The following is a 24,015-nucleotide window of genomic DNA, read 5'->3' as shown; positions in this document are numbered from 1 at the left end:
TATTCAGTTGGTTTGGTTCCTCGAACAACGGGTTTGTTGTTTGGGAACCACATAGTGGACGCAAGCAGTCTTGTTTCTTTGTACTCTCTTCATGGTGTGAACGTCTTTTGAATCCGTTCACGAAGAGAGTGTGTGGTGTAAGTTATCGGCCTATTAGTACCGGTCAGCTTCACGAGTCGTTAGTCCTCGCTTCCACATCCGGCCTATCAACCCAGTGGTCTGGCTGGGGGCCTCTCACACACAAGGTGTATGGAAATCTCATCTCGAAGCGAGCTTCCCGCTTAGATGCTTTCAGCGGTTATCCCATCCGAACGTAGCTAATCAGCGGTGCACTTGGCAGTACAACTGACACACCAGAGGTTCGTCCGTCCCGGTCCTCTCGTACTAAGGACAGCCCTTCTCAAATTTCCTGCGCGCGCAGCGGATAGGGACCGAACTGTCTCACGACGTTCTAAACCCAGCTCGCGTACCGCTTTAATGGGCGAACAGCCCAACCCTTGGGACCTACTCCAGCCCCAGGATGCGACGAGCCGACATCGAGGTGCCAAACCATGCCGTCGATATGGACTCTTGGGCAAGATCAGCCTGTTATCCCCGAGGTACCTTTTATCCGTTGAGCGACGGCCATTCCACAATGTACCGCCGGATCACTAGTCCCGACTTTCGTCCCTGCTCGAGATGTCTCTCTCACAGTCAAGCTCCCTTGTGCACTTACACTCGACACCTGATTGCCAACCAGGCTGAGGGAACCTTTGGGCGCCTCCGTTACTTTTTAGGAGGCAACCGCCCCAGTTAAACTACCCATCAGGCACTGTCCCTGACCCGGATTACGGGCCGAAGTTAGATGTCCAAAGTGACCAGAGTGGTATTTCAACGATGACTCCACCCGAACTGGCGTCCGGGCTTCCACGTCTCCCACCTATCCTACACAAGCCACTCCGAACACCAATACCAAACTATAGTAAAGGTCTCGGGGTCTTTCCGTCCTGCTGCGCGTAACGAGCATCTTTACTCGTACTGCAATTTCGCCGAGTTTATGGTTGAGACAGCGGGGAAGTCGTTACTCCATTCGTGCAGGTCGGAACTTACCCGACAAGGAATTTCGCTACCTTAGGATGGTTATAGTTACCACCGCCGTTTACTGGGGCTTGAATTCTCAGCTTCGCCTTGCGGCTAACCGGTCCTCTTAACCTTCCAGCACCGGGCAGGAGTCAGTCCGTATACATCGTCTTGCGACTTCGCACGGACCTGTGTTTTTAGTAAACAGTCGCTTCCCCCTGGTCTCTGCGGCCCCTGCACGCTCCGGACAGCTTGTGTCCATCACGATGGGGGCCCCCCTTCTCCCGAAGTTACGGGGGCATTTTGCCGAGTTCCTTAACCATAATTCTCTCGATCGCCTTAGTATTCTCTACCTGATCACCTGTGTCGGTTTGGGGTACGGGCGGCTAAAACCTCGCGTCGATGCTTTTCTAGGCAGCATAGGATCACCGAATCCCCCCTCACGGGAGTCCCATCGGGTCTCAGGCATCATGAACGGCGGATTTGCCTACCGTTCGCCCTACATCCTTAGACCGGGACAACCATCGCCCGGCTCGGCTACCTTCCTGCGTCACACCTGTTAATACGCTTGCCTCCCAGGATCAGGTCCCGCGCTCCACCAAAACCCTTCACCCACAAGGGGTGTCAGGCAGGCTTCGGGCGGTTAGTATCCCCTGTTCAGCATGGGCGGTTTTTCGCCGGTACGGGAATATCAACCCGTTGTCCATCGACTACGCCTGTCGGCCTCGCCTTAGGTCCCGACTTACCCAGGGCAGATTAGCTTGACCCTGGAACCCTTGATCATTCGGCGGACGGGTTTCTCACCCGTCTTTCGCTACTCATGCCTGCATTCTCACTCGTGTAGGCTCCACCGCTGGTTTACACCGCGACTTCACTGCCCACACGACGCTCCCCTACCACTCCAGACGCCTGAACCAACCCACAAGGGGCGGCTTAGCTAATATCTGAAATCCACAACTTCGGCGGTGTACTTGAGCCCCGCTACATTGTCGGCGCGGAATCACTTGACCAGTGAGCTATTACGCACTCTTTTAAGGATGGCTGCTTCTAAGCCAACCTCCTGGTTGTCTTCGCAACTCCACATCCTTTCCCACTTAGCACACGCTTAGGGGCCTTAGTTGGTGGTCTGGGCTGTTTCCCTCTCGACTATGAAGCTTATCCCCCACAGTCTCACTGCTGCGCTCTCACTTACCGGCATTCGGAGTTTGGCTGACGTCAGTAACCTTGTAGGGCCCATTAGCCATCCAGTAGCTCTACCTCCGGTAAGAAACACGCAACGCTGCACCTAAATGCATTTCGGGGAGAACCAGCTATCACGAAGTTTGATTGGCCTTTCACCCCTACCCACAGCTCATCCCCTCCATTTTCAACTGAAGTGGGTTCGGTCCTCCACGACGTCTTACCGTCGCTTCAACCTGGCCATGGGTAGATCACTTCGCTTCGGGTCTAGATCACGCCACTGCAACGCCCTATTCAGACTCGCTTTCGCTACGGCTTCCCCACACGGGTTAACCTCGCGACGTAACACTAACTCGCAGGCTCATTCTTCAAAAGGCACGCCGTCACAACTACAAGGTTGCTCCGACGGATTGTAAGCACACGGTTTCAGGTACTGTTTCACTCCCCTCCCGGGGTACTTTTCACCTTTCCCTCACGGTACTGGTCCGCTATCGGTCATTAGGGAGTATTTAGGCTTATCAGGTGGTCCTGACAGATTCGCACGGGATTTCTCGGGCCCCGTGCTACTTGGGATACTCCCCGGGCGGTACACAACATTTCGGTTACGGGGCTCACACCCTCTCTGGCCGGCCTTTCAAGACCGTTCACCTATGCCTGCACTACACACCCCACTGTCCCGGCAGAGACAGAATGGGAAGTCCCACAACCCCGACCATGCAACGCCCGCCGGCTATCACACATGGAACGGTTTAGCCTGATCCGCGTTCGCTCGCCACTACTGACGGAATCACTATTGTTTTCTCTTCCTGCGGGTACTGAGATGTTTCACTTCCCCGCGTTCCCTCCACGCACCCTATGTGTTCAGATGCGGGTCACCAGGCAGCTCGCGCCCCTGGCGGGGTTTCCCCATTCGGACACCCTGGGATCACAGTCCGGTTATCGACTCCCCCAGGCTTATCGCAGATTCCTACGTCCTTCTTCGGCTCCTAATGCCAAGGCATCCACCGTGTGCTCTTAAAAACTTGACCACAAAAGATCAAAAACGCTAATTTTCGAGAGAACCATGAAAACCACACCGCCACCCAAGCCACACCCCAAAGGGCACAACCAACGCAACGGCACAGATCCAGGTTCATATTCTTGGAAATTGCTTCTTATAAAAGATGCTCGCGTCCACTATGTAGTTCTCAAACAACAACCCCATACCACACACCCCACACACACGTGTGCGCTCGGTGCAGCCAGGAAACCAGAAACACAAGTCCCGGACACCACAGCCAAAGCCGCGGACCCCGGTCCTGTTGCCTCAGGACCCAACAGTGTGCCAAACACTAAACCGCCCGTACCCCCCGGACACCGTTCCAGGAACCCCGCACTTCCAAAGAAGCACAAAAGGATCCGTACTGGGTGCCGCAGGAAAAACCAGCGGCCGCTATTTGTTGATATTCCACCCGTGAGCACCCGCCGCAGAACTAGCGTCTGCGCAACGGGCGTACTCCTGACAACACCACCACACAGACATAACGCCTGGCGAGGTTGTTGTAGGTGCTCCTTAGAAAGGAGGTGATCCAGCCGCACCTTCCGGTACGGCTACCTTGTTACGACTTAGTCCCAATCGCCAGTCCCACCTTCGACAGCTCCCTCCCACAAGGGGTTAGGCCACCGGCTTCGGGTGTTACCAACTTTCGTGACTTGACGGGCGGTGTGTACAAGGCCCGGGAACGTATTCACCGCAGCGTTGCTGATCTGCGATTACTAGCGACTCCGACTTCATGGGGTCGAGTTGCAGACCCCAATCCGAACTGAGACCGGCTTTTTGGGATTAGCTCCACCTCACAGTATCGCAACCCTTTGTACCGGCCATTGTAGCATGCGTGAAGCCCAAGACATAAGGGGCATGATGATTTGACGTCGTCCCCACCTTCCTCCGAGTTGACCCCGGCAGTCTCCTATGAGTCCCCGCCATAACGCGCTGGCAACATAGAACGAGGGTTGCGCTCGTTGCGGGACTTAACCCAACATCTCACGACACGAGCTGACGACAACCATGCACCACCTGTAAACCGACCGCAAGCGGGGCACCTGTTTCCAGGTATTTCCGGTTCATGTCAAGCCTTGGTAAGGTTCTTCGCGTTGCATCGAATTAATCCGCATGCTCCGCCGCTTGTGCGGGCCCCCGTCAATTCCTTTGAGTTTTAGCCTTGCGGCCGTACTCCCCAGGCGGGGCACTTAATGCGTTAGCTACGGCGCGGAAAACGTGGAATGTCCCCCACACCTAGTGCCCAACGTTTACGGCATGGACTACCAGGGTATCTAATCCTGTTCGCTCCCCATGCTTTCGCTCCTCAGCGTCAGTTAATGCCCAGAGACCTGCCTTCGCCATCGGTGTTCCTCCTGATATCTGCGCATTTCACCGCTACACCAGGAATTCCAGTCTCCCCTACATCACTCTAGTCTGCCCGTACCCACCGCAGATCCGGAGTTGAGCCCCGGACTTTCACGGCAGACGCGACAAACCGCCTACGAGCTCTTTACGCCCAATAATTCCGGATAACGCTTGCGCCCTACGTATTACCGCGGCTGCTGGCACGTAGTTAGCCGGCGCTTCTTCTGCAGGTACCGTCACTTTCGCTTCTTCCCTACTGAAAGAGGTTTACAACCCGAAGGCCGTCATCCCTCACGCGGCGTCGCTGCATCAGGCTTTCGCCCATTGTGCAATATTCCCCACTGCTGCCTCCCGTAGGAGTCTGGGCCGTGTCTCAGTCCCAGTGTGGCCGGTCACCCTCTCAGGCCGGCTACCCGTCGTCGCCTTGGTGAGCCATTACCTCACCAACAAGCTGATAGGCCGCGAGTCCATCCAAAACCACAATAAAGCTTTCCACCCCCCACCATGCGATGAGGAGTCATATCCGGTATTAGACCCAGTTTCCCAGGCTTATCCCAGAGTTAAGGGCAGGTTACTCACGTGTTACTCACCCGTTCGCCACTAATCCCCCCACAAGTGAGGTTCATCGTTCGACTTGCATGTGTTAAGCACGCCGCCAGCGTTCATCCTGAGCCAGGATCAAACTCTCCGTTGAAGTAAAACAGACACAACACGCGCCCCCGGGAAAACGGGATGCACGCGCTGCACAAAATTTGAAACCAGCTGTAAAAACCAGACCACACCACGGGGTGGCGGACCTGATCAATTCAACCAATTCAATACAATAAATTGGTATCAACAAACTTGGCACACTATTGAGTTCTCAAACAACAGACACACCCGGCACCACCACAACCAAGGCCGTGGATCGCTCCGGAGCAACTTATCAAACTTACCCGAACCCGGAAGCCTTTGCAAATCAGCGTTTCCGCGACTCACAACTCCACGAGGGGATCCCCACCCGAAACACCGGCACGCCACAAAGCGCGCCATATTCCAGGCCATTCAATCAGGGGGTCGGTCGCAATCTCTCCGCAACAGCGGCGGCGACTCGAATTACTTTACACGCCACCAGACCCCCACACAAATCCACCCCCACCACCACCCCCACACCCCCAAAAACCCCGCCACCACACGAAAAACAGACACCCCACAAGGCCCCCAGCACCGATAACCCCCAATAGCCGCACCTGTGTGCTCCGTCACCTGCAATCCGACGCACCTCCCGTTACGATCAGGAGGTGATGGCAGAACACCGGCGCCAAGGACCAGGCATGCTCCACCGGCGCGTGTCCGGACCGGCGGCCAACGGCCTCTCCCGCGGCGACGTGGCCTCCCGGATGAGCAGCGGCCTCGACAACCGGGTGCAGGACGCAACCAGCCGCAGCCTGTGGGAAATCGTCCGCGCAAACGTGCTGACTCTTTTCAACGCGATCGTGGGCACAAGTTTCATCCTCTTGCTCCTGCTGGGCAGCTGGCAGGATGCACTCTTTGGGCTGGCAGCTGCCGGCAACGCCGTCATCGGCGTCGTCCAGGAGTACCGCGCCAAACGGTCCCTGGACCGCCTTGCCGTCCTCGAGGCCCCGCTGGCCCGCGTACTGCGCGACGGGACGGTGCAGGAGATCCCGACCGCCGACGTCGTACTTGACGATGTCCTGGTCCTGCGGGCCGGCGATCAGGTCACGGCCGATGCCTCCGTCCTCGAGAGCGGGGGACTGGAGTCCGATGAATCCCTCCTCACCGGGGAGTCCGATCCCGTGGACAAGGATGCGGGGACCGAAGTGCTCTCCGGCTCGATCATTGTCGCCGGCCGGGGCACGGCGCGGGTAGTCCGGGTGGGAGCTGAGTCCTTCTCCAGCAGGCTTGCCGCCGACGCGAAACGGTTCTCCCTGGTCAACTCTGAGATCCGCAACAGCCTCAACAGGATTCTGGGCTGGCTGACCTGGGCGCTGCTGCCGGTGGCCCTCATCGTTGCCAACGGTGAAATGCAGTCCAGGGGCGGCTGGGAGGCCGCCCTCGCCAGCGGGGCCTGGACCTCCGCGCTGGTGGGGGTGATTGCGAGCGTCATCGCCATGGTTCCGCTGGGGCTGGTTCTGCTCTCAAGCGTTGCTTTCGCTGTCGGCGGCGTCCGGATGGCGGGCAACAAGGTTCTTATCCAGGAGCTGGCTGCGGTCGAAGGCCTCGCCCGCGTCGACGTCCTCTGCCTGGACAAGACCGGGACGCTCACCGAAGGCAGAATCATCTTCGACGGCGTGCATGAGCTGGCCGGCCCCGCGGAACCCGGGTGGGAGCACGCCTTGGGCTGGTTTGCTGCGGATCCGGAGGCAAACGCGACGTCGCGCTGCCTTGAGACGGATTTCGAGCACGACGGCGGCACGACGGCGGTCTCGTCTGTTGCGTTCTCTTCCGCGCGGAAGTGGAGTTCTGTGACTTTCGACGGCGGAGGGGCACGCCACGGCTCATGGGTCTTGGGCGCCCCGGAAATCGTGCTGGCGGACAGGACCGGGGGCGGCAACGCAGGACCCGCGACCGGTGACGCCCTGGGCAAGGCCGGACGGCTCGCCGCCTCGGGGCTGCGGACCGTCGTGCTGGCCTACGTGGACGGCACCACCATCACTGCCGATGACCCAACACTGCCGGCACGGGTGAAACCCGTCGTGGTGCTCACGTTTCGGGAACAGATCCGTGCCGATGCCCGACAGACACTGGACTACTTCCGCAACGAGGGTGTTGAGCTAAAGATCATCTCGGGGGACGATCCCCGGACGGTCGCGGCTATAGCGCGCTCCGTGGGTCTGGAGGTCGGGGAAGGCTACGATGCCCGGCAGCTCCCGGCCAACCCCGTGCTGCTTGAAGAGGTGATGGACGGCCACACTGTCTTCGGCCGGGTCAGCCCGGAGCAGAAGAAGGACATGGTGGCAGCGCTTCAGCGCCGCGGGCATACGGTCGCGATGACCGGCGACGGCGTCAATGATGTGCTGGCATTGAAAGAAGCAGACCTTGGGATAGCGATGAACTCCGCCGCACCTGCCACGAAGGCTGTGGCCCGGCTGGTGCTGCTGGACGGTCGCTTCGACCGGCTGCCCGGCGTGGTGGCCGAGGGCCGCCGCGTGATCGCCAACGTTGAGCGCGTGTCCAAGCTGTTCCTCAGCAAGACGGCCTACTCGATCGCGATCGCAGTCAGCTTCGGCCTCCTCAATCTGCAGTTTCCCTTCCTGCCGCGCCAACTGTCCTTCACCGACGGCCTCACGATTGGGATCCCCTCCTTCTTCCTGGCGCTGATGGCCAATGGTCGCCGCTACCGGCCGGGGTTCCTCCGCAGGTCGTTGTCGTTCTCCATCCCCGCCGGGCTGATTGTTGCCGCCTCGCTGCTTGGTTTGAACCTGTACGCGGGTTCTCGCGGCGCTCCCGGCGCCGTGCCGGAGTCGCTGCAGTCCGCGTCGGTCCTTACCCTGTCTGTGATCGGGTTGTGGATTCTCTCGGTGGTCTCGCGCCCGCTCGATGCCAAGAAGCTGGCGGTGCTGCTGGCGATGTGTGCCAGCCTCGTGATTCTGCGAAACCTGCCGCTGGCCCAGGACTTCTTCCACTTGGCCTTTCCGCCGGCGGACATGTTGTGGGCAGCCGGCATAGCCGCGGTTGGCGGAGGGCTCGCCATCGAACTCCTGGCCCTGTTCCACGGCCGGAAGTTCCCCCGCTGAGCCAGCTCCCGGGTGTCCGGGGGTTTCCCTGGTGGTTTGGGGGTTAAATGGGCTCATCGACTTTTAGCGTGGTGTCCTTCAAATGAAGGGGCTCGTAGCCCTGCGAGCATAGGTGTTGTCGAGACATCTATTGCTGAGGACTACGAGCCTTGTTACAGATTACGCAGACGTGCGATGCCGCGTCGATTCTGTTCAATTTGGAGGGCCATGTTGTGCTCTCCGCCGAGCGCGCCGGCGGGGTCCGGACGGTTCTTGTCGAGCCGGTCGAGCGGGAAGGGGCTTGTCCTGACTGCGGGGTGTTGTCGTCCCGGATCCAGGCCCGTCCGGTTCACCGTGTCCGGGATGTCCAGTGCGGCGGAGAGCCCTTGGACGTCAGGGTCCGGAAGCGGCGGCTGGCGTGTCTGGAACCGCAGTGTCCGCGGCGGTCCTTCGTGCAGACCACCGATGAGATTCCGCTGCGTTCCCGGCTGACCAGCAGGCTCGTGGCCGGCATTGTCGCAGACCTGTCCGCGGAGCTTCGGGCCGTCTCCCGGGTTGCCGCGGCCTCGGGTGTGTCGTGGACGACCGCCATGCGTGTCATGGAGGACACTGCCGTCCTGGACGGCGGTGTGGACCGTCGCCTGGTCCGCCGTCTGGGCGTGGACGAGCACCGCTTCCGGCTGGTCCGCCGTCTGGGCGTGGACGAGCACCGCTTCCGGCGGGTCCGCTACCTGAAAAACGATGCCGGAAAAGTCACCCGGGTAGAGCCCTGGTCGATCGTTTTCACGGACCTGGACACCGGCGCGATCCTGGACATTGTGGACGGCCGCCGCGGCCAGGCGGTGCGTAACTGGATCGGCGCACGACCGCGCTGGTGGCGTAACAAGGTGGAAATGGTGGCCATGGACATGTCCACCGAGTTCCGCCGGGCCATCCGCAAGGTCCTGCCCAAGGCAGCCATCACCGTGGACCACTGGCATGTGGTGGCCCGGGCGAACCAGATGGTCACCGATGTCCGGCGGCGCCGCGCTCACGACCTCCACGGCAGGCGCGGCAGGGCCACGGATCCGGCCTGGAAGTACCGGAAATTGCTGACCTGCAACCAGGAAAACATGTCCTCCGCCCAGCGCGGACGGATGCAGGAAATCATTGGCTCTGACCTTGAACTCGGTGTCGTCTGGGGCATCAAGGAACACGTCCGCCAGCTGCTGAAGACCAATCACATCGACGGCTTCCACCGAGCCTGGGCCGAGCTCGAAAACGCCGTGAAAGCGACCAGAATGCGCGAGGCGAAATCACTGTTCCTGACCCTGAAAATGTGGCGCAAAGAACTGCTCACGTTCTGCCGGGCCAGGGTCACGAACGCGCGCAGCGAAGCGGCGAACCTCAGCGCCAAGAACCTCAAACGAGCGGCCCGCGGATACCGGAATCATGAGCATTACGGGCTCCGGCTATTGTTGTACACGGCAGCCCAACAAGCATGCTGAACACCTGCCGCCACGCCAAAAGTGGAAGAGCCGCCATGGCCTACGGCGACGACGCCGCAGTCGGGGCAGCCCGTGACGTCCTCCCCGGTTTCGACGCCCAGAACCAGGCCGGCCGCGGTGGCCGTGACGGAGCTGACGTGGACGCCTTCGACACCGAGCAGCGCGTCCGCACGCGTGCACCATCGGCCATGGGAACAAGACATAGAGTTATTCATGTCAGGGTCTCTTTTGGATATTGGTTGCTTGGTCGCTACCAATTCAAAGAGGCCCTGACCTCTTTCCCGCCGCACCACGCCGCACCGGAAACGGCTTACGCCGCGGCGCCAGTCTCAGACCGCCTAACCACGCTCATCTGCGAAGGGCCACTTAAGGGATACAAGCCGTTAAACGCGGGAGAGCCCCAACCGTGGTGGTTGGGGCTCTCGACCGTTTAATGATGTTCCGGCGGTGACCTACTCTCCCACACCCTCCCGGGTGCAGTACCATCGGCGCTGTGGGTCTTAGCTTCCGGGTTCGGAATGGGACCGGGCGTTTCCCCCACGCTATGACCGCCGTAACCTTTTGTCCCGTTCCCCCTGGGGGGTGGGAAGTCTGGTGTTACAACTGTGGTGTTATTCAGTTGGTTTGGTTCCTCGAACAACGGGTTTGTTGTTTGGGAACCACATAGTGGACGCAAGCAGTCTTGTTTCTTTGTACTCTCTTCATGGTGTGAACGTCTTTTGAATCCGTTCACGAAGAGAGTGTGTGGTGTAAGTTATCGGCCTATTAGTACCGGTCAGCTTCACGAGTCGTTAGTCCTCGCTTCCACATCCGGCCTATCAACCCAGTGGTCTGGCTGGGGGCCTCTCACACACAAGGTGTATGGAAATCTCATCTCGAAGCGAGCTTCCCGCTTAGATGCTTTCAGCGGTTATCCCATCCGAACGTAGCTAATCAGCGGTGCACTTGGCAGTACAACTGACACACCAGAGGTTCGTCCGTCCCGGTCCTCTCGTACTAAGGACAGCCCTTCTCAAATTTCCTGCGCGCGCAGCGGATAGGGACCGAACTGTCTCACGACGTTCTAAACCCAGCTCGCGTACCGCTTTAATGGGCGAACAGCCCAACCCTTGGGACCTACTCCAGCCCCAGGATGCGACGAGCCGACATCGAGGTGCCAAACCATGCCGTCGATATGGACTCTTGGGCAAGATCAGCCTGTTATCCCCGAGGTACCTTTTATCCGTTGAGCGACGGCCATTCCACAATGTACCGCCGGATCACTAGTCCCGACTTTCGTCCCTGCTCGAGATGTCTCTCTCACAGTCAAGCTCCCTTGTGCACTTACACTCGACACCTGATTGCCAACCAGGCTGAGGGAACCTTTGGGCGCCTCCGTTACTTTTTAGGAGGCAACCGCCCCAGTTAAACTACCCATCAGGCACTGTCCCTGACCCGGATTACGGGCCGAAGTTAGATGTCCAAAGTGACCAGAGTGGTATTTCAACGATGACTCCACCCGAACTGGCGTCCGGGCTTCAACGTCTCCCACCTATCCTACACAAGCCACTCCGAACACCAATACCAAACTATAGTAAAGGTCTCGGGGTCTTTCCGTCCTGCTGCGCGTAACGAGCATCTTTACTCGTACTGCAATTTCGCCGAGTTTATGGTTGAGACAGCGGGGAAGTCGTTACTCCATTCGTGCAGGTCGGAACTTACCCGACAAGGAATTTCGCTACCTTAGGATGGTTATAGTTACCACCGCCGTTTACTGGGGCTTGAATTCTCAGCTTCGCCTTGCGGCTAACCGGTCCTCTTAACCTTCCAGCACCGGGCAGGAGTCAGTCCGTATACATCGTCTTGCGACTTCGCACGGACCTGTGTTTTTAGTAAACAGTCGCTTCCCCCTGGTCTCTGCGGCCCCTGCACGCTCCGGACAGCTTGTGTCCATCACGATGGGGGCCCCCCTTCTCCCGAAGTTACGGGGGCATTTTGCCGAGTTCCTTAACCATAATTCTCTCGATCGCCTTAGTATTCTCTACCTGATCACCTGTGTCGGTTTGGGGTACGGGCGGCTAAAACCTCGCGTCGATGCTTTTCTAGGCAGCATAGGATCACCGAATCCCCCCTCACGGGAGTCCCATCGGGTCTCAGGCATCATGAACGGCGGATTTGCCTACCGTTCGCCCTACATCCTTAGACCGGGACAACCATCGCCCGGCTCGGCTACCTTCCTGCGTCACACCTGTTAATACGCTTGCCTCCCAGGATCAGGTCCCGCGCTCCACCAAAACCCTTCACCCACAAGGGGTGTCAGGCAGGCTTCGGGCGGTTAGTATCCCCTGTTCAGCATGGGCGGTTTTTCGCCGGTACGGGAATATCAACCCGTTGTCCATCGACTACGCCTGTCGGCCTCGCCTTAGGTCCCGACTTACCCAGGGCAGATTAGCTTGACCCTGGAACCCTTGATCATTCGGCGGACGGGTTTCTCACCCGTCTTTCGCTACTCATGCCTGCATTCTCACTCGTGTAGGCTCCACCGCTGGTTTACACCGCGACTTCACTGCCCACACGACGCTCCCCTACCACTCCAGACGCCTGAACCAACCCACAAGGGGCGGCTTAGCTAATATCTGAAATCCACAACTTCGGCGGTGTACTTGAGCCCCGCTACATTGTCGGCGCGGAATCACTTGACCAGTGAGCTATTACGCACTCTTTTAAGGATGGCTGCTTCTAAGCCAACCTCCTGGTTGTCTTCGCAACTCCACATCCTTTCCCACTTAGCACACGCTTAGGGGCCTTAGTTGGTGGTCTGGGCTGTTTCCCTCTCGACTATGAAGCTTATCCCCCACAGTCTCACTGCTGCGCTCTCACTTACCGGCATTCGGAGTTTGGCTGACGTCAGTAACCTTGTAGGGCCCATTAGCCATCCAGTAGCTCTACCTCCGGTAAGAAACACGCAACGCTGCACCTAAATGCATTTCGGGGAGAACCAGCTATCACGAAGTTTGATTGGCCTTTCACCCCTACCCACAGCTCATCCCCTCCATTTTCAACTGAAGTGGGTTCGGTCCTCCACGACGTCTTACCGTCGCTTCAACCTGGCCATGGGTAGATCACTTCGCTTCGGGTCTAGATCACGCCACTGCAACGCCCTATTCAGACTCGCTTTCGCTACGGCTTCCCCACACGGGTTAACCTCGCGACGTAACACTAACTCGCAGGCTCATTCTTCAAAAGGCACGCCGTCACAACTACAAGGTTGCTCCGACGGATTGTAAGCACACGGTTTCAGGTACTGTTTCACTCCCCTCCCGGGGTACTTTTCACCTTTCCCTCACGGTACTGGTCCGCTATCGGTCATTAGGGAGTATTTAGGCTTATCAGGTGGTCCTGACAGATTCGCACGGGATTTCTCGGGCCCCGTGCTACTTGGGATACTCCCCGGGCGGTACACAACATTTCGGTTACGGGGCTCACACCCTCTCTGGCCGGCCTTTCAAGACCGTTCACCTATGCCTGCACTACACACCCCACTGTCCCGGCAGAGACAGAATGGGAAGTCCCACAACCCCGACCATGCAACGCCCGCCGGCTATCACACATGGAACGGTTTAGCCTGATCCGCGTTCGCTCGCCACTACTGACGGAATCACTATTGTTTTCTCTTCCTGCGGGTACTGAGATGTTTCACTTCCCCGCGTTCCCTCCACGCACCCTATGTGTTCAGATGCGGGTCACCAGGCAGCTCGCGCCCCTGGCGGGGTTTCCCCATTCGGACACCCTGGGATCACAGTCCGGTTATCGACTCCCCCAGGCTTATCGCAGATTCCTACGTCCTTCTTCGGCTCCTAATGCCAAGGCATCCACCGTGTGCTCTTAAAAACTTGACCACAAAAGATCAAAAACGCTAATTTTCGAGAGAACCATGAAAACCACACCGCCACCCAAGCCACACCCCAAAGGGCACAACCAACGCAACGGCACAGATCCAGGTTCATATTCTTGGAAATTGCTTCTTATAAAAGATGCTCGCGTCCACTATGTAGTTCTCAAACAACAACCCCATACCACACACCCCACACACACGTGTGCGCTCGGTGCAGCCAGGAAACCAGAAACACAAGTCCCGGACACCACAGCCAAAGCCGCGGACCCCGGTCCTGTTGCCTCAGGACCCAACAGTGTGCCAAACACTAAACCGCCCGTACCCCCGGACACCGTTCCAGGAACCCCGCACTTCCAAAGAAGCACAAAAGGATCCGTACTGGGTGCCGCAGGAAAAACCAGCGGCCGCTATTTGTTGATATTCCACCCGTGAGCACCCGCCGCAGAACTAGCGTCTGCGCAACGGGCGTACTCCTGACAACACCACCACACAGACATAACGCCTGGCGAGGTTGTTGTAGGTGCTCCTTAGAAAGGAGGTGATCCAGCCGCACCTTCCGGTACGGCTACCTTGTTACGACTTAGTCCCAATCGCCAGTCCCACCTTCGACAGCTCCCTCCCACAAGGGGTTAGGCCACCGGCTTCGGGTGTTACCAACTTTCGTGACTTGACGGGCGGTGTGTACAAGGCCCGGGAACGTATTCACCGCAGCGTTGCTGATCTGCGATTACTAGCGACTCCGACTTCATGGGGTCGAGTTGCAGACCCCAATCCGAACTGAGACCGGCTTTTTGGGATTAGCTCCACCTCACAGTATCGCAACCCTTTGTACCGGCCATTGTAGCATGCGTGAAGCCCAAGACATAAGGGGCATGATGATTTGACGTCGTCCCCACCTTCCTCCGAGTTGACCCCGGCAGTCTCCTATGAGTCCCCGCCATAACGCGCTGGCAACATAGAACGAGGGTTGCGCTCGTTGCGGGACTTAACCCAACATCTCACGACACGAGCTGACGACAACCATGCACCACCTGTAAACCGACCGCAAGCGGGGCACCTGTTTCCAGGTATTTCCGGTTCATGTCAAGCCTTGGTAAGGTTCTTCGCGTTGCATCGAATTAATCCGCATGCTCCGCCGCTTGTGCGGGCCCCCGTCAATTCCTTTGAGTTTTAGCCTTGCGGCCGTACTCCCCAGGCGGGGCACTTAATGCGTTAGCTACGGCGCGGAAAACGTGGAATGTCCCCCACACCTAGTGCCCAACGTTTACGGCATGGACTACCAGGGTATCTAATCCTGTTCGCTCCCCATGCTTTCGCTCCTCAGCGTCAGTTAATGCCCAGAGACCTGCCTTCGCCATCGGTGTTCCTCCTGATATCTGCGCATTTCACCGCTACACCAGGAATTCCAGTCTCCCCTACATCACTCTAGTCTGCCCGTACCCACCGCAGATCCGGAGTTGAGCCCCGGACTTTCACGGCAGACGCGACAAACCGCCTACGAGCTCTTTACGCCCAATAATTCCGGATAACGCTTGCGCCCTACGTATTACCGCGGCTGCTGGCACGTAGTTAGCCGGCGCTTCTTCTGCAGGTACCGTCACTTTCGCTTCTTCCCTACTGAAAGAGGTTTACAACCCGAAGGCCGTCATCCCTCACGCGGCGTCGCTGCATCAGGCTTTCGCCCATTGTGCAATATTCCCCACTGCTGCCTCCCGTAGGAGTCTGGGCCGTGTCTCAGTCCCAGTGTGGCCGGTCACCCTCTCAGGCCGGCTACCCGTCGTCGCCTTGGTGAGCCATTACCTCACCAACAAGCTGATAGGCCGCGAGTCCATCCAAAACCACAATAAAGCTTTCCACCCCCCACCATGCGATGAGGAGTCATATCCGGTATTAGACCCAGTTTCCCAGGCTTATCCCAGAGTTAAGGGCAGGTTACTCACGTGTTACTCACCCGTTCGCCACTAATCCCCCCACAAGTGAGGTTCATCGTTCGACTTGCATGTGTTAAGCACGCCGCCAGCGTTCATCCTGAGCCAGGATCAAACTCTCCGTTGAAGTAAAACAGACACAACACGCGCCCCCGGGAAAACGGGATGCACGCGCTGCACAAAATTTGAAACCAGCTGTAAAAACCAGACCACACCACGGGGTGGCGGACCTGATCAATTCAACCAATTCAATACAATAAATTGGTATCAACAAACTTGGCACACTATTGAGTTCTCAAACAACAGACACACCCGGCACCACCACAACCAAGGCCGTGGATCGCTCCGGAGCAACTTATCAAAGTTACCCGAACCCGGAAGCCTTTGCAAATCAGCGTTTCCGCGACTCACAACTCCACGAGGGGATCCCCACCCGAAACACCGGCACGCCACAAAGCGCGCCATATTCAAGGCCATTCAATCAGGGGGTCGGTCGCAATCTCTCCGCAACAGCGGCGGCGACTCGAATTACCTTACACGCCACCAGACCCCCACACAAATCCACCCCCACCACCACCCCCACACCCCCAAAAACCCCGCCACCACGCGAAAAACAGACACCCCACAAGGCCCCCGCACCCCAATACACGAAAATCTGGTACCTGTGTACTGGCTCACATCCGCGCCGCACCACCGGCCGCCGCGGACACCAGGCACCCGCCCGTCGAGCCTTAAACGCAAGAAGGGCCGGCGCCAAGAGGCGCCGGCCCTTCTTCAAGCCGCTGGTTTCAGGGGTCCTGAATTACCAGGAAGACTTCGTGATGCCCGGGAGCTCACCGCGGTGAGCCATGTCGCGGAAGCGAACACGGGAGATGCCGAACTTCTGGAAGGTACCGCGCGGGCGGCCATCGATGATGTCGCGGTTACGCAGACGTACCGGCGAGGCGTTGCGGGGCAGCTTCTGCAGGCCGAGGCGTGCAGCTTCGCGGGCTTCGTCGGTCGACGCGGGGTCAACCAGAGCCTTCTTCAGTTCGAGGCGCTTTGCAGCATAACGCTCGACGATGACTTTACGCTGTTCGTTCTTAGCGATCATTGACTTCTTAGCCATGTGTTTAGCGCTCCTCTCGGAATTCGACGTGCTTGCGGATGCGGGGGTCGTACTTCTTCAGAACCATGCGGTCCGGGTCGTTACGACGGTTCTTGCGCGTCACGTAGGTGTAACCCGTGCCCGCGGTCGACTTGAGCTTGATGATCGGACGTACGTCCTTGTCCTTAGCCATTAGAGCTTCACTCCTCGTGCCAGGATGGCGGCTACGACTACGTCGATGCCACGCACGTCGATGGTCTTGATGCCACGTGCAGAGACCTGCAGGGTGACATTACGGCGCAGGGACGGAACCCAGTAGCGCTTCTTCTGGATGTTCGGGTCGAACCGACGCTTGTTGCGTCGGTGCGAGTGCGAAATGCTGTGTCCAAAGCCCGGCTCGGCTCCGGTCACCTGGCAGTGTGCTGCCATGACGACTCTCCTCAAAAAAATAAATGAAACGGTTGCGGAGTTCCCGCGTAACCGTGCGACAGGCGGCGTCCGCATCCAACCCCCACAGGGATTCGGTATCCGCAGCGTTCAAGCAGACGGCGTAAACCGACTGCTTTCCTCACTGCGGCGAAGATTGTGGGCCACGGGCACCGGGCGGCGGAAACCTTGTGGGAAGCCACCGCGAAGTGCCGGGATGCTGGGCGAATACAGGAGTGCACGCAACTTGAGCCCCTAACTACCGGCCCTCAGGACTGTCAATGTTGCAGACAAATCCCGCCAACCGGAGCAATTGCACACGCTCCGCGCCACCTAGCGCCTACCAAGTCTACGAGCTTGACGAATTAAAGACCAATCCGGTATCCGGCGGTGTATAAGGGGCGCCGGCCGGTTCGGCGCGAAGTCACATCGGCACCCTAGCGCTTTCACAGCAAAATGATAGGCGCCGGGCAGACGGTGGAACCATGAACTCTTCACTCCAGACGGCCCTGCCGGCCACGGCCCGCCGCACTCCGGTGGAGCGGTTCCGCGGCCAGTCCCGGCGCCGTCTGCTCCGGGCAGACCTCCTGACGGTGCTCGCGTGGGCTTCGGTGGCCTTGTCAATCGCGCTCTGGCTCGCCGACGGCGGCGCCAGGGGGTTCTCGACCCTGGCCGGTTCCTTCACAGCCCTGGGAATCGTCGCCGGGCTGGCCGGCATGGACCTTGTGCTGCTGATGCTGCTGCTGGCCGCGCGTATTCCCCTGATCGATGGCGCCGTAGGGCACGACCGGGCCCTGGAATTCCACCGCAAACTCGGCAAACCGTCGTTGTACCTGCTGCTCGCGCACGGAATCCTGATCGCAATCGGATATGGAATGGCCGAAGGGCTCGATCCGGTGAGTGAGCTCGTGTCCCTCTGGGTGCTGGTGCCAGACATGTGGCTCGCCATCGTGTCCATGGGACTGTTCATCGCCGTTGTGGTCACTTCGCTGGTCGCCGTCCGACGCCGGTTCCCTTACGAATTCTGGTATGCCGTCCACCTGCTGACCTACGCAGCGGTGCTGACCGCGATCCCGCATCAGTTCAGCACCGGGGCCCTCTTCGCCGAGGGCACCTGGCAGCGCTGGTACTGGCTGGCCATCTGCATTGGCGCCGGCGCTGCCCTGGTCCACTACCGCGTACTGGAGCCACTCGTGGCCACCGTCCGCCACCAACTGACGGTGAGCCGCGTCGCGACGGAGGGTCCCGGCGTCGTCAGTATTGAACTGGCGGGCCGCCACCTCGACGAACTGGCCGGCAGCGGCGGCCGGTTCTTCATCTGGAGGTTCCTCGCCCCGAGCGCGTGGTGGCATCCGCACCCGTTCAGCCTGTCCGCGGAACCCGTGCTGTTCGATTCCGCGGGCCGGGGCCGACTGCGGATTACCGTTCGCAACCTCGGCCGGGGATCGGCCCAGTTGGCGCGGCTGAAATCCGGGACCAGGGTAGCGATCGAGGGACCCTACGGGCTCTTCAGCACAGCGGCCCGCAGCCGGAACCGCATCGTGATGATCGGGGCCGGCATCGGAATCACCCCCATCCGCGCACTGCTGGAGCGCACCCCCTTTGAACCGGGCAACGCCACAGTGATTCTCCGCGGCCACAGTGAGGCGGAACTCTATCTGGGCGACGAAATCCTGGAACTTTGCCGGCGCCGCGGCGCGACTCTGTTCCATCTCACCGGCGCCCGGACCACCGGCGAACAGAGTTGGCTGCCCGAATCGGCCGTCCGTTCAGGACACCGGCTAGGCAGTTATGCCCCTGACGTCGCCGACGCCGACGTGTACATCTGCGGTCCGTCCGCTTGGGCCCGCAGTGCGATCAGTGGAGCCCGCGCTGCCGGCGTCCGCGAAGAGCAACTCCACTACGAAAAGTTCGACTGGTGAGAACACGCGCAGCAGTTTCAGCAGCACTGGCCTCCGCCGGAATACTCCTGGTCGGCTGGCAGTCCGGAGCCCACGTCGCAGACACCGGGAGCACTGCGGCGGCCACTTCGGCCCCCGCCTCGTCCGGGACGGCCGGGGGCAGCGGAACCACCAACGGATCTTCCGGATCCAGTTCCGCAAGCGGGTCCAGCGGAAGCACCGGCTCCAGCGGTTCGACGGGTTCCGCGGGAAGCTCCGCCAGCGCGGCACAGGCCGCCGGGACCTTCACCGGGGCGGCGGTCCAGACCCGCTTCGGCACCGTCCAGGTGCAGATCACCGTAAAAGCCGGCGCGATCACGGATGTCACCGCCCTCCAGCTGACCGACGACGACCGAAAATCCGTGCAAATCAGCAACCGGGCCGCTCCGCTGCTGCGTACCGCGGTCATCAAGGCCCAGTCGGCCCAGGTGCAGACCATCAGCGGCGCCACCGTCACCAGCGACGCCTATTTGAGTTCTCTTCAGGCAGCCCTCGATGCAGCCAACCTTTAGGCCCTCGCCCGCCGAGAGTCCGGCACTGAGCGCCGCCACCCTGGCCGGCCCGGCCCTGAAAAGCAGGACCTTCCGGTGCATGGGGACGGTCATCAGCCTCGCCCTGCCAGTGGAGGGCTGCTGGACGCCCGGCGGCGAACCAGTGCTGGAAGGTGCCACTGCCGCCGTCGAACGCGTGTTCGCCGGCCTGGACGCGACGTTCAGCCTCTACCGACCGGATTCGGAAGCGAGCCGGCTGGCCCGCGGCGAAGTGACGCTGCGGGATACCTCGGCGGCATTCCGCGCCCGTTTTGCGGACGCCACGGGCTGGCGGCTGCTGACCGACGGTTTCTTCACCCCCGAGCGGCCCGACGGCATACTGGACCTCTCCGGAATCATCAAGGGCTACGCCATCGACCAGGCGGCCTCCGCCCTGGAGTCCGCCGGCATTACGGACTGGTGCCTGAACGCGGGCGGTGACGTGCTGGTGAGCGGCTCGCCCGCACCGGGAACCGGGACTCCGTGGCTGGCCGGCATCGTCGATCCGCAGGACCGCGGAACGCTGCTCTCGGGCTTTGCGCTGGGCGGCACAGGGCGCTTCGCGGCATTGGCGACGTCCGGCACCGCTGAGCGAGGTAACCACATCTGGCGGGCTGGGGCAGGCCGCAGGGGACGGCACCCCCTCGAATTCCGCCAGGTCTCCGTGGCAGCCCCGGACATTCTCACCGCGGACGTGCTGGCGACGGCGATCGTCGCCGGAGGGAGGCGGATGCTGGATTGGGCCACGGACAGCTGGGACGTCGAGGTGCTGGCCGTACTTGGCGGCGGGGAACTGCTCGCGACGCCGGGCTTCCGCGCCTAGAGGTGCGTGAGGCTCGGGTAGCGCGGGGCCAGTCCGTCGCCTGACGACTTCCCCGTGACCCGGCGGACCACCCACGGTCCGGCGAATTCGCGGACCCAGCGGGCGTTGGCGCGGACGGCCTCGGCCCGGCTGAGCTCGGGAACCGGAGTCATGGGCGGAATGTCGATCGAGTGGTCGTGCTCCAGGACGGTGAGGACGCGCTGGGCCATGTTCGCGTGGCCCGCGGCGGACATGTGCATCCGGTCGGTTGCCCACATTCCCCAGTCGTAGTACTCGCTGAAACGCCAGTAATCCACCAGGAGGGCGCCGTGGTCCCCGGCGATTCCGCGGACCAGTTCGTTGTAGATCGCGGTGCGGCCGCGGGTGGTGCCGAAGATCTTCGAGCCGCGGGAATCGAACCCGGTGAACATCACCACGGTTGCGCCGGTGGCCTTGAGCTTGCGGATGCCGGCGTCGTAATCCACCAGCAGATTATCGATGTCGACCTTGGGCCGGAGGATGTCGTTGGCGCCGGCGTAGATGCTCACGAGGGTGGGATTGAGTGCGACGGCGGCATCGACCTGTTCGGCCATGATCTGGCGGAGTTTCCGGCCGCGGATGGCGAGGTTCGCGTACCCGAAGCCCGGATCGGCGGCGCCGAGCTGCTCGGCCACCCGGTCCGCCCAGCCCCGCACGCCGTTGGGGCGGGTGGGGTCATCATCGCCGACGCCTTCCGTGAAGGAGTCGCCAAGGGCTACATAGCGGGACGTGAAATCCATGGCTCCAGTCTGCCAGCAGTTGCCCCAAGCAAACAAAGCAGGCACCCTGGCCGGCCGGGGAAGGCCTATTCGCGGATCCGGACCGCGGACTCCCGCAGGTACTGCTCCACGCGGGTGTAGGCGTCCCGGGTCAGGGCCTTCCAAAGGGCGATCGCCAGGCGCGGGTCGGCGGCTTCCAGCTCGGTGATGGCCTCGGCACTGAGCACCATGACCTCCACCGGACCGATGGCCCGGACCGTGGTTTCCTGCCGGTTGCCGCTTCCCAGCGCCAGTTCGCCGAACGTCATGCCGGCGCTGAGGGTGTTCAGCTTCACCCGCTCCGCGGTGGGCCCCGGGGACGTGCTGCTGACCCTCCCGGAGGTGATGAAGTAGACCCCGCCGAACCGCAGGCCGACCCGCCGGATGACGTCGCCGTCGTCGTACGATTTCGGGGTCATGAGGGCTTCGAGCGCCGCGGCGTCCGCCTCGTCCAGCGGTGCCAAAGCAGGCGATGCTGTGACCGGGACGTGGTCCGGCAGCAGCAGATGGTCCCCGTGGCGTTCCAGCAGGCGGTTTTCGGAGTATTCGACGGCGGCGCTCCGGGTCGCGAAGGACGGCACCAGCCGCTGTTCCAGCGATCCCAGAGCGTCCGCGACGGAACCGTCCGCCTCAATCAGGACCAGTTCCCGGCCGGCGTCGGCCATCCCCTGCCTCGCTGTGGCCAGCATGCGCACGGCGACGTCGCTGATCTGGTCGGTGCGGCGCACATCCAGGACCACGAGGTCGACGTCGTCCGCCAGGCTGCTCAGCTCGCGGACCATGGACTCGGTTCCGGCGAAGAGGAGGTCGCCGTTGACTTCGATCACGCGGGCCCGGTGGCCGTGCGCCCGGAGGACGTCGGCGGCCTCGTCGTTCCGGCGGATGCCCGACGGCGTCTCGGTCACGTCGTAGGCGGCGAGGATAGCGGACCGGCCGGTCCGGGCCGCGCGGACGAAGTGCAGTTCCATGTCCCGGGAGAGGCGCTGCGCAGTGGCCAGGCCGCGGACGCTGCTGCCGTGTTCATCAAGCGGCGGCGAATAGACGGCCAGGCCCACCTGGCCGGGCAGCACGGCGATGATGCCGCCGGCCACCCCGCTCTTTCCCGGCATGCCCACGCTGCTGATCCAGGCGCCGGCGTCGTCGTACATGCCGGAAGTCATCATGACGGACAGCACGCGTTCCACCGGGCCGATCTCCAGCACCTGTTTGCCGCTGAGCGGGTTTCGGCCGCCGTTGGCAAGGGTGGCGGCCATGATCGAGAGGTCGAAGCAGTTCACCAGGACGGAGCACTGGCGGAAATAGTCCGCCAGGACCGGCGTCGGGTCATCCTCAATGATGTTGAAGGAGCGCAGCAGGTACGCGAGCGCCGTGTTGCGGTGGCCATGCTTGAGTTCGGATTCGAAGACCTGCTCGCTGACCGAGAGCTGGCGGCCGGCGAAAGCGGAATACGTGCTGAGGATCCTTTTGAAGCCGGACTGCCCGCCGGACCCCCTGATCAGCGAGGTCGCGGTGAGGGCTCCGGCGTTAATCATCGCATTGGCCGGCCGGCCCGTCCCTTCGGCCAGGGAGATCTCGTTGAAGGAGTCCCCCGACGGTTCCACGTCCACTTTGGCGTCCACGGCCTCGTTGCCGAGGTCCTCGAGGGCCAGCCCGTAGGTGAAGGGCTTGGAGATGGACTGGATCGTGAATTCCTCGCGGGTGTCACCGATTTCGTATACCTTGCCGTCCACGGTGGCGAGGGCGATGCCGAAGTTGTCCGGGTCCACGTTGGCCATGGCCGGGATGGTGCTGTAGGGCTTGCCGTCCTTGAGCTGGGCGATCTCGGCGTGGATCTGGCGCAGGTAGCTGTCGATCGGCGATTCCATAGTGCCAACACTAGGGGACAGCATGTTGCGGGCGGCCCGGCAGGGCCCTTAGGCGCGCTTGCTCTCCCGCAGGATCCAGTGGTCCTTGTCCAGGCGGCCCACGATCTTCTCGCCGATCCGGGCGAGGTCGGCGACGTCCTCCTCGCTCAGGGCGTCGAGGAACAGCGAACGGACGGCCTCGACGTGGCCCGGGGCGAGCTCCTCGATGGTCTCCATTCCCGCGTCGGTGAGGTGCGCCGTCGTTACCCGGGCGTCCCCCGGGTGCGGGCGGCGCTCCACCCACCCGCGGGTCTGCAGTTTGGTGACCACGTGGGAGAGCCGGGACAGGGAGGCGCTGGTGCGTGCGGCGAGTTCGCTCATGGGCAGAAAACGGCCGTCGGCCTCGGAGAGCATCGCGAGGACGTTGTAGTCGAAGAGGGAGAGCTTGCGCGCGTGGTGAAGCTGCGTGTCCAAGGCTGCCGGAAGCAGGGTATTGATGCTTACTTGGGCCAGCCAGGCCCGTCGTTCGTCGGCGTTCAGCCAGCGCGGTTCAGTCATGGATACAGTGTAGGAGCATCGAAGCTTGACGGTTCAACTTCGCCGGATTTCCGTGACGGAAGAATCACGTCCCGGCGCGGGGGACAGACGGTAGGCTGACCCTTATGTATGTAGTCTCGCTGACCTACAAGGTCCCCGAAGAGATCGTTGACTTCCATCTTCCGGCCCACGTCACGTGGCTGCAGGATGCGTTCGACCAGGGCATCTTTATGGTCGCAGGGCGGAAAATCCCGCGCACGGGCGCCCTGCTGCTTTCCAACGCGGACCGCGATGCCCTCGACGCCTCGCTGGCCAGGGATCCGTTCTATGTCAACGGAGTGGCCGAATTCGACGTCGAGGAGTTCCACGCGAGCCGGGTGGCTCCGGGCTACGAGAACCTGCTGGACAGCTGACGCCGGCTCG

At 61.0% G+C, this 24,015-nt stretch carries 12 protein-coding genes and 5 rRNA genes; 6 read left to right on the top strand and 11 right to left on the bottom strand.

Translation table 11 applies throughout. The annotated features are described in order from the left end of the window. Nucleotides 1–132: 132 nt before the first annotated feature. Nucleotides 133–3,266, bottom strand: a 23S ribosomal RNA gene (locus GXK59_RS18675). A gap of 528 nt (nt 3,267–3,794) precedes the next feature. Then, nucleotides 3,795–5,318: ribosomal RNA gene (locus tag GXK59_RS18670) — 16S ribosomal RNA — on the bottom strand. The 16S and 23S rRNA genes sit together here, the layout of an rRNA operon. A gap of 619 nt (nt 5,319–5,937) precedes the next feature. Here GXK59_RS18670 and GXK59_RS18665 point away from each other — a divergent pair. Beyond that, nucleotides 5,938–8,361, top strand: a complete 2,424-nt coding sequence (locus tag GXK59_RS18665; RefSeq protein WP_160668836.1) for an HAD-IC family P-type ATPase — start codon at nt 5,938–5,940, stop codon at nt 8,359–8,361. Nucleotides 8,362–8,510: 149 nt separating this feature from the next. After that, a complete protein-coding gene (locus tag GXK59_RS18660; RefSeq protein WP_160668835.1) occupies nt 8,511–9,827 on the top strand; it encodes an ISL3 family transposase in 1,317 nt (438 codons plus the stop codon). Nucleotides 9,828–10,266: 439 nt separating this feature from the next. Here GXK59_RS18660 and rrf read toward each other — a convergent pair. From rrf to rpmB, 6 genes are all read right to left on the bottom strand, one after another. Next, nucleotides 10,267–10,383 (bottom strand): 5S ribosomal RNA (rrf, locus tag GXK59_RS18655). Between the two features lie 188 nt (nt 10,384–10,571). Further along, a 23S ribosomal RNA gene (locus GXK59_RS18650) occupies nt 10,572–13,705 on the bottom strand. 527 nt (nt 13,706–14,232) lie between these two features. Further along, a 16S ribosomal RNA gene (locus GXK59_RS18645) occupies nt 14,233–15,756 on the bottom strand. Between the two features lie 675 nt (nt 15,757–16,431). Continuing rightward, nucleotides 16,432–16,737 (bottom strand): 30S ribosomal protein S14, encoded by a 306-nt coding sequence (rpsN, locus tag GXK59_RS18640; protein WP_011693742.1) that lies wholly within the window; start codon nt 16,735–16,737, stop codon nt 16,432–16,434. Nucleotides 16,738–16,741: 4 nt separating this feature from the next. After that, complete coding sequence (gene rpmG / locus GXK59_RS18635) at nt 16,742–16,909, bottom strand: 50S ribosomal protein L33 (protein ID WP_011693743.1); 168 nt, start codon at nt 16,907–16,909, stop codon at nt 16,742–16,744. Then, a complete protein-coding gene (rpmB, locus tag GXK59_RS18630; RefSeq protein WP_011693744.1) occupies nt 16,909–17,145 on the bottom strand; it encodes a 50S ribosomal protein L28 in 237 nt (78 codons plus the stop codon). The genes rpmG and rpmB overlap by 1 nt, the downstream gene beginning before the upstream one ends. A gap of 482 nt (nt 17,146–17,627) precedes the next feature. Between rpmB and GXK59_RS18625 the strand changes: the two genes are divergently transcribed. From GXK59_RS18625 to GXK59_RS18615, 3 genes are all read left to right on the top strand, one after another. Then, complete coding sequence (locus GXK59_RS18625) at nt 17,628–19,064, top strand: ferredoxin reductase family protein (protein WP_160668834.1); 1,437 nt, start codon at nt 17,628–17,630, stop codon at nt 19,062–19,064. Beyond that, nucleotides 19,061–19,594, top strand: a complete 534-nt coding sequence (locus GXK59_RS18620; RefSeq protein WP_160668833.1) for an FMN-binding protein — start codon at nt 19,061–19,063, stop codon at nt 19,592–19,594. Before GXK59_RS18625 ends, GXK59_RS18620 begins: the two co-directional genes overlap by 4 nt. A 79-nt stretch (nt 19,595–19,673) precedes the next feature. After that, entirely contained in the window at nt 19,674–20,435 is a 762-nt protein-coding gene (locus tag GXK59_RS18615) for an FAD:protein FMN transferase (RefSeq protein WP_160669264.1), read from the top strand. On the opposite strand, the gene GXK59_RS18610 is transcribed toward GXK59_RS18615, so the two are convergent. The 3 genes from GXK59_RS18610 to GXK59_RS18600 form a co-directional block, all read right to left on the bottom strand. Next, a complete protein-coding gene (locus GXK59_RS18610) occupies nt 20,432–21,193 on the bottom strand; it encodes an SGNH/GDSL hydrolase family protein (protein WP_160668832.1) in 762 nt (253 codons plus the stop codon). The two genes, GXK59_RS18615 and GXK59_RS18610, sit on opposite strands and share 4 nt — an antisense overlap. A 65-nt stretch (nt 21,194–21,258) precedes the next feature. Beyond that, nucleotides 21,259–23,076, bottom strand: coding sequence for a glutaminase A (gene glsA / locus GXK59_RS18605; RefSeq protein ID WP_160668831.1), 1,818 nt, complete (start codon nt 23,074–23,076; stop codon nt 21,259–21,261). 48 nt (nt 23,077–23,124) lie between these two features. Then, complete coding sequence (locus GXK59_RS18600; protein WP_160668830.1) at nt 23,125–23,613, bottom strand: MarR family winged helix-turn-helix transcriptional regulator; 489 nt, start codon at nt 23,611–23,613, stop codon at nt 23,125–23,127. A gap of 104 nt (nt 23,614–23,717) precedes the next feature. Here GXK59_RS18600 and GXK59_RS18595 point away from each other — a divergent pair, with 104 nt between their 5' ends. Continuing rightward, complete coding sequence (locus GXK59_RS18595; protein WP_024365378.1) at nt 23,718–24,005, top strand: YciI family protein; 288 nt, start codon at nt 23,718–23,720, stop codon at nt 24,003–24,005. The last annotated feature ends 10 nt before the right edge of the window (nt 24,006–24,015 follow it).

It is taken from the genome of Pseudarthrobacter sp. ATCC 49987 (assembly GCF_009928425.1).
Classification (GTDB): domain Bacteria; phylum Actinomycetota; class Actinomycetes; order Actinomycetales; family Micrococcaceae; genus Arthrobacter.
This window is presented reverse-complemented; position numbering and strand designations above follow the sequence as displayed.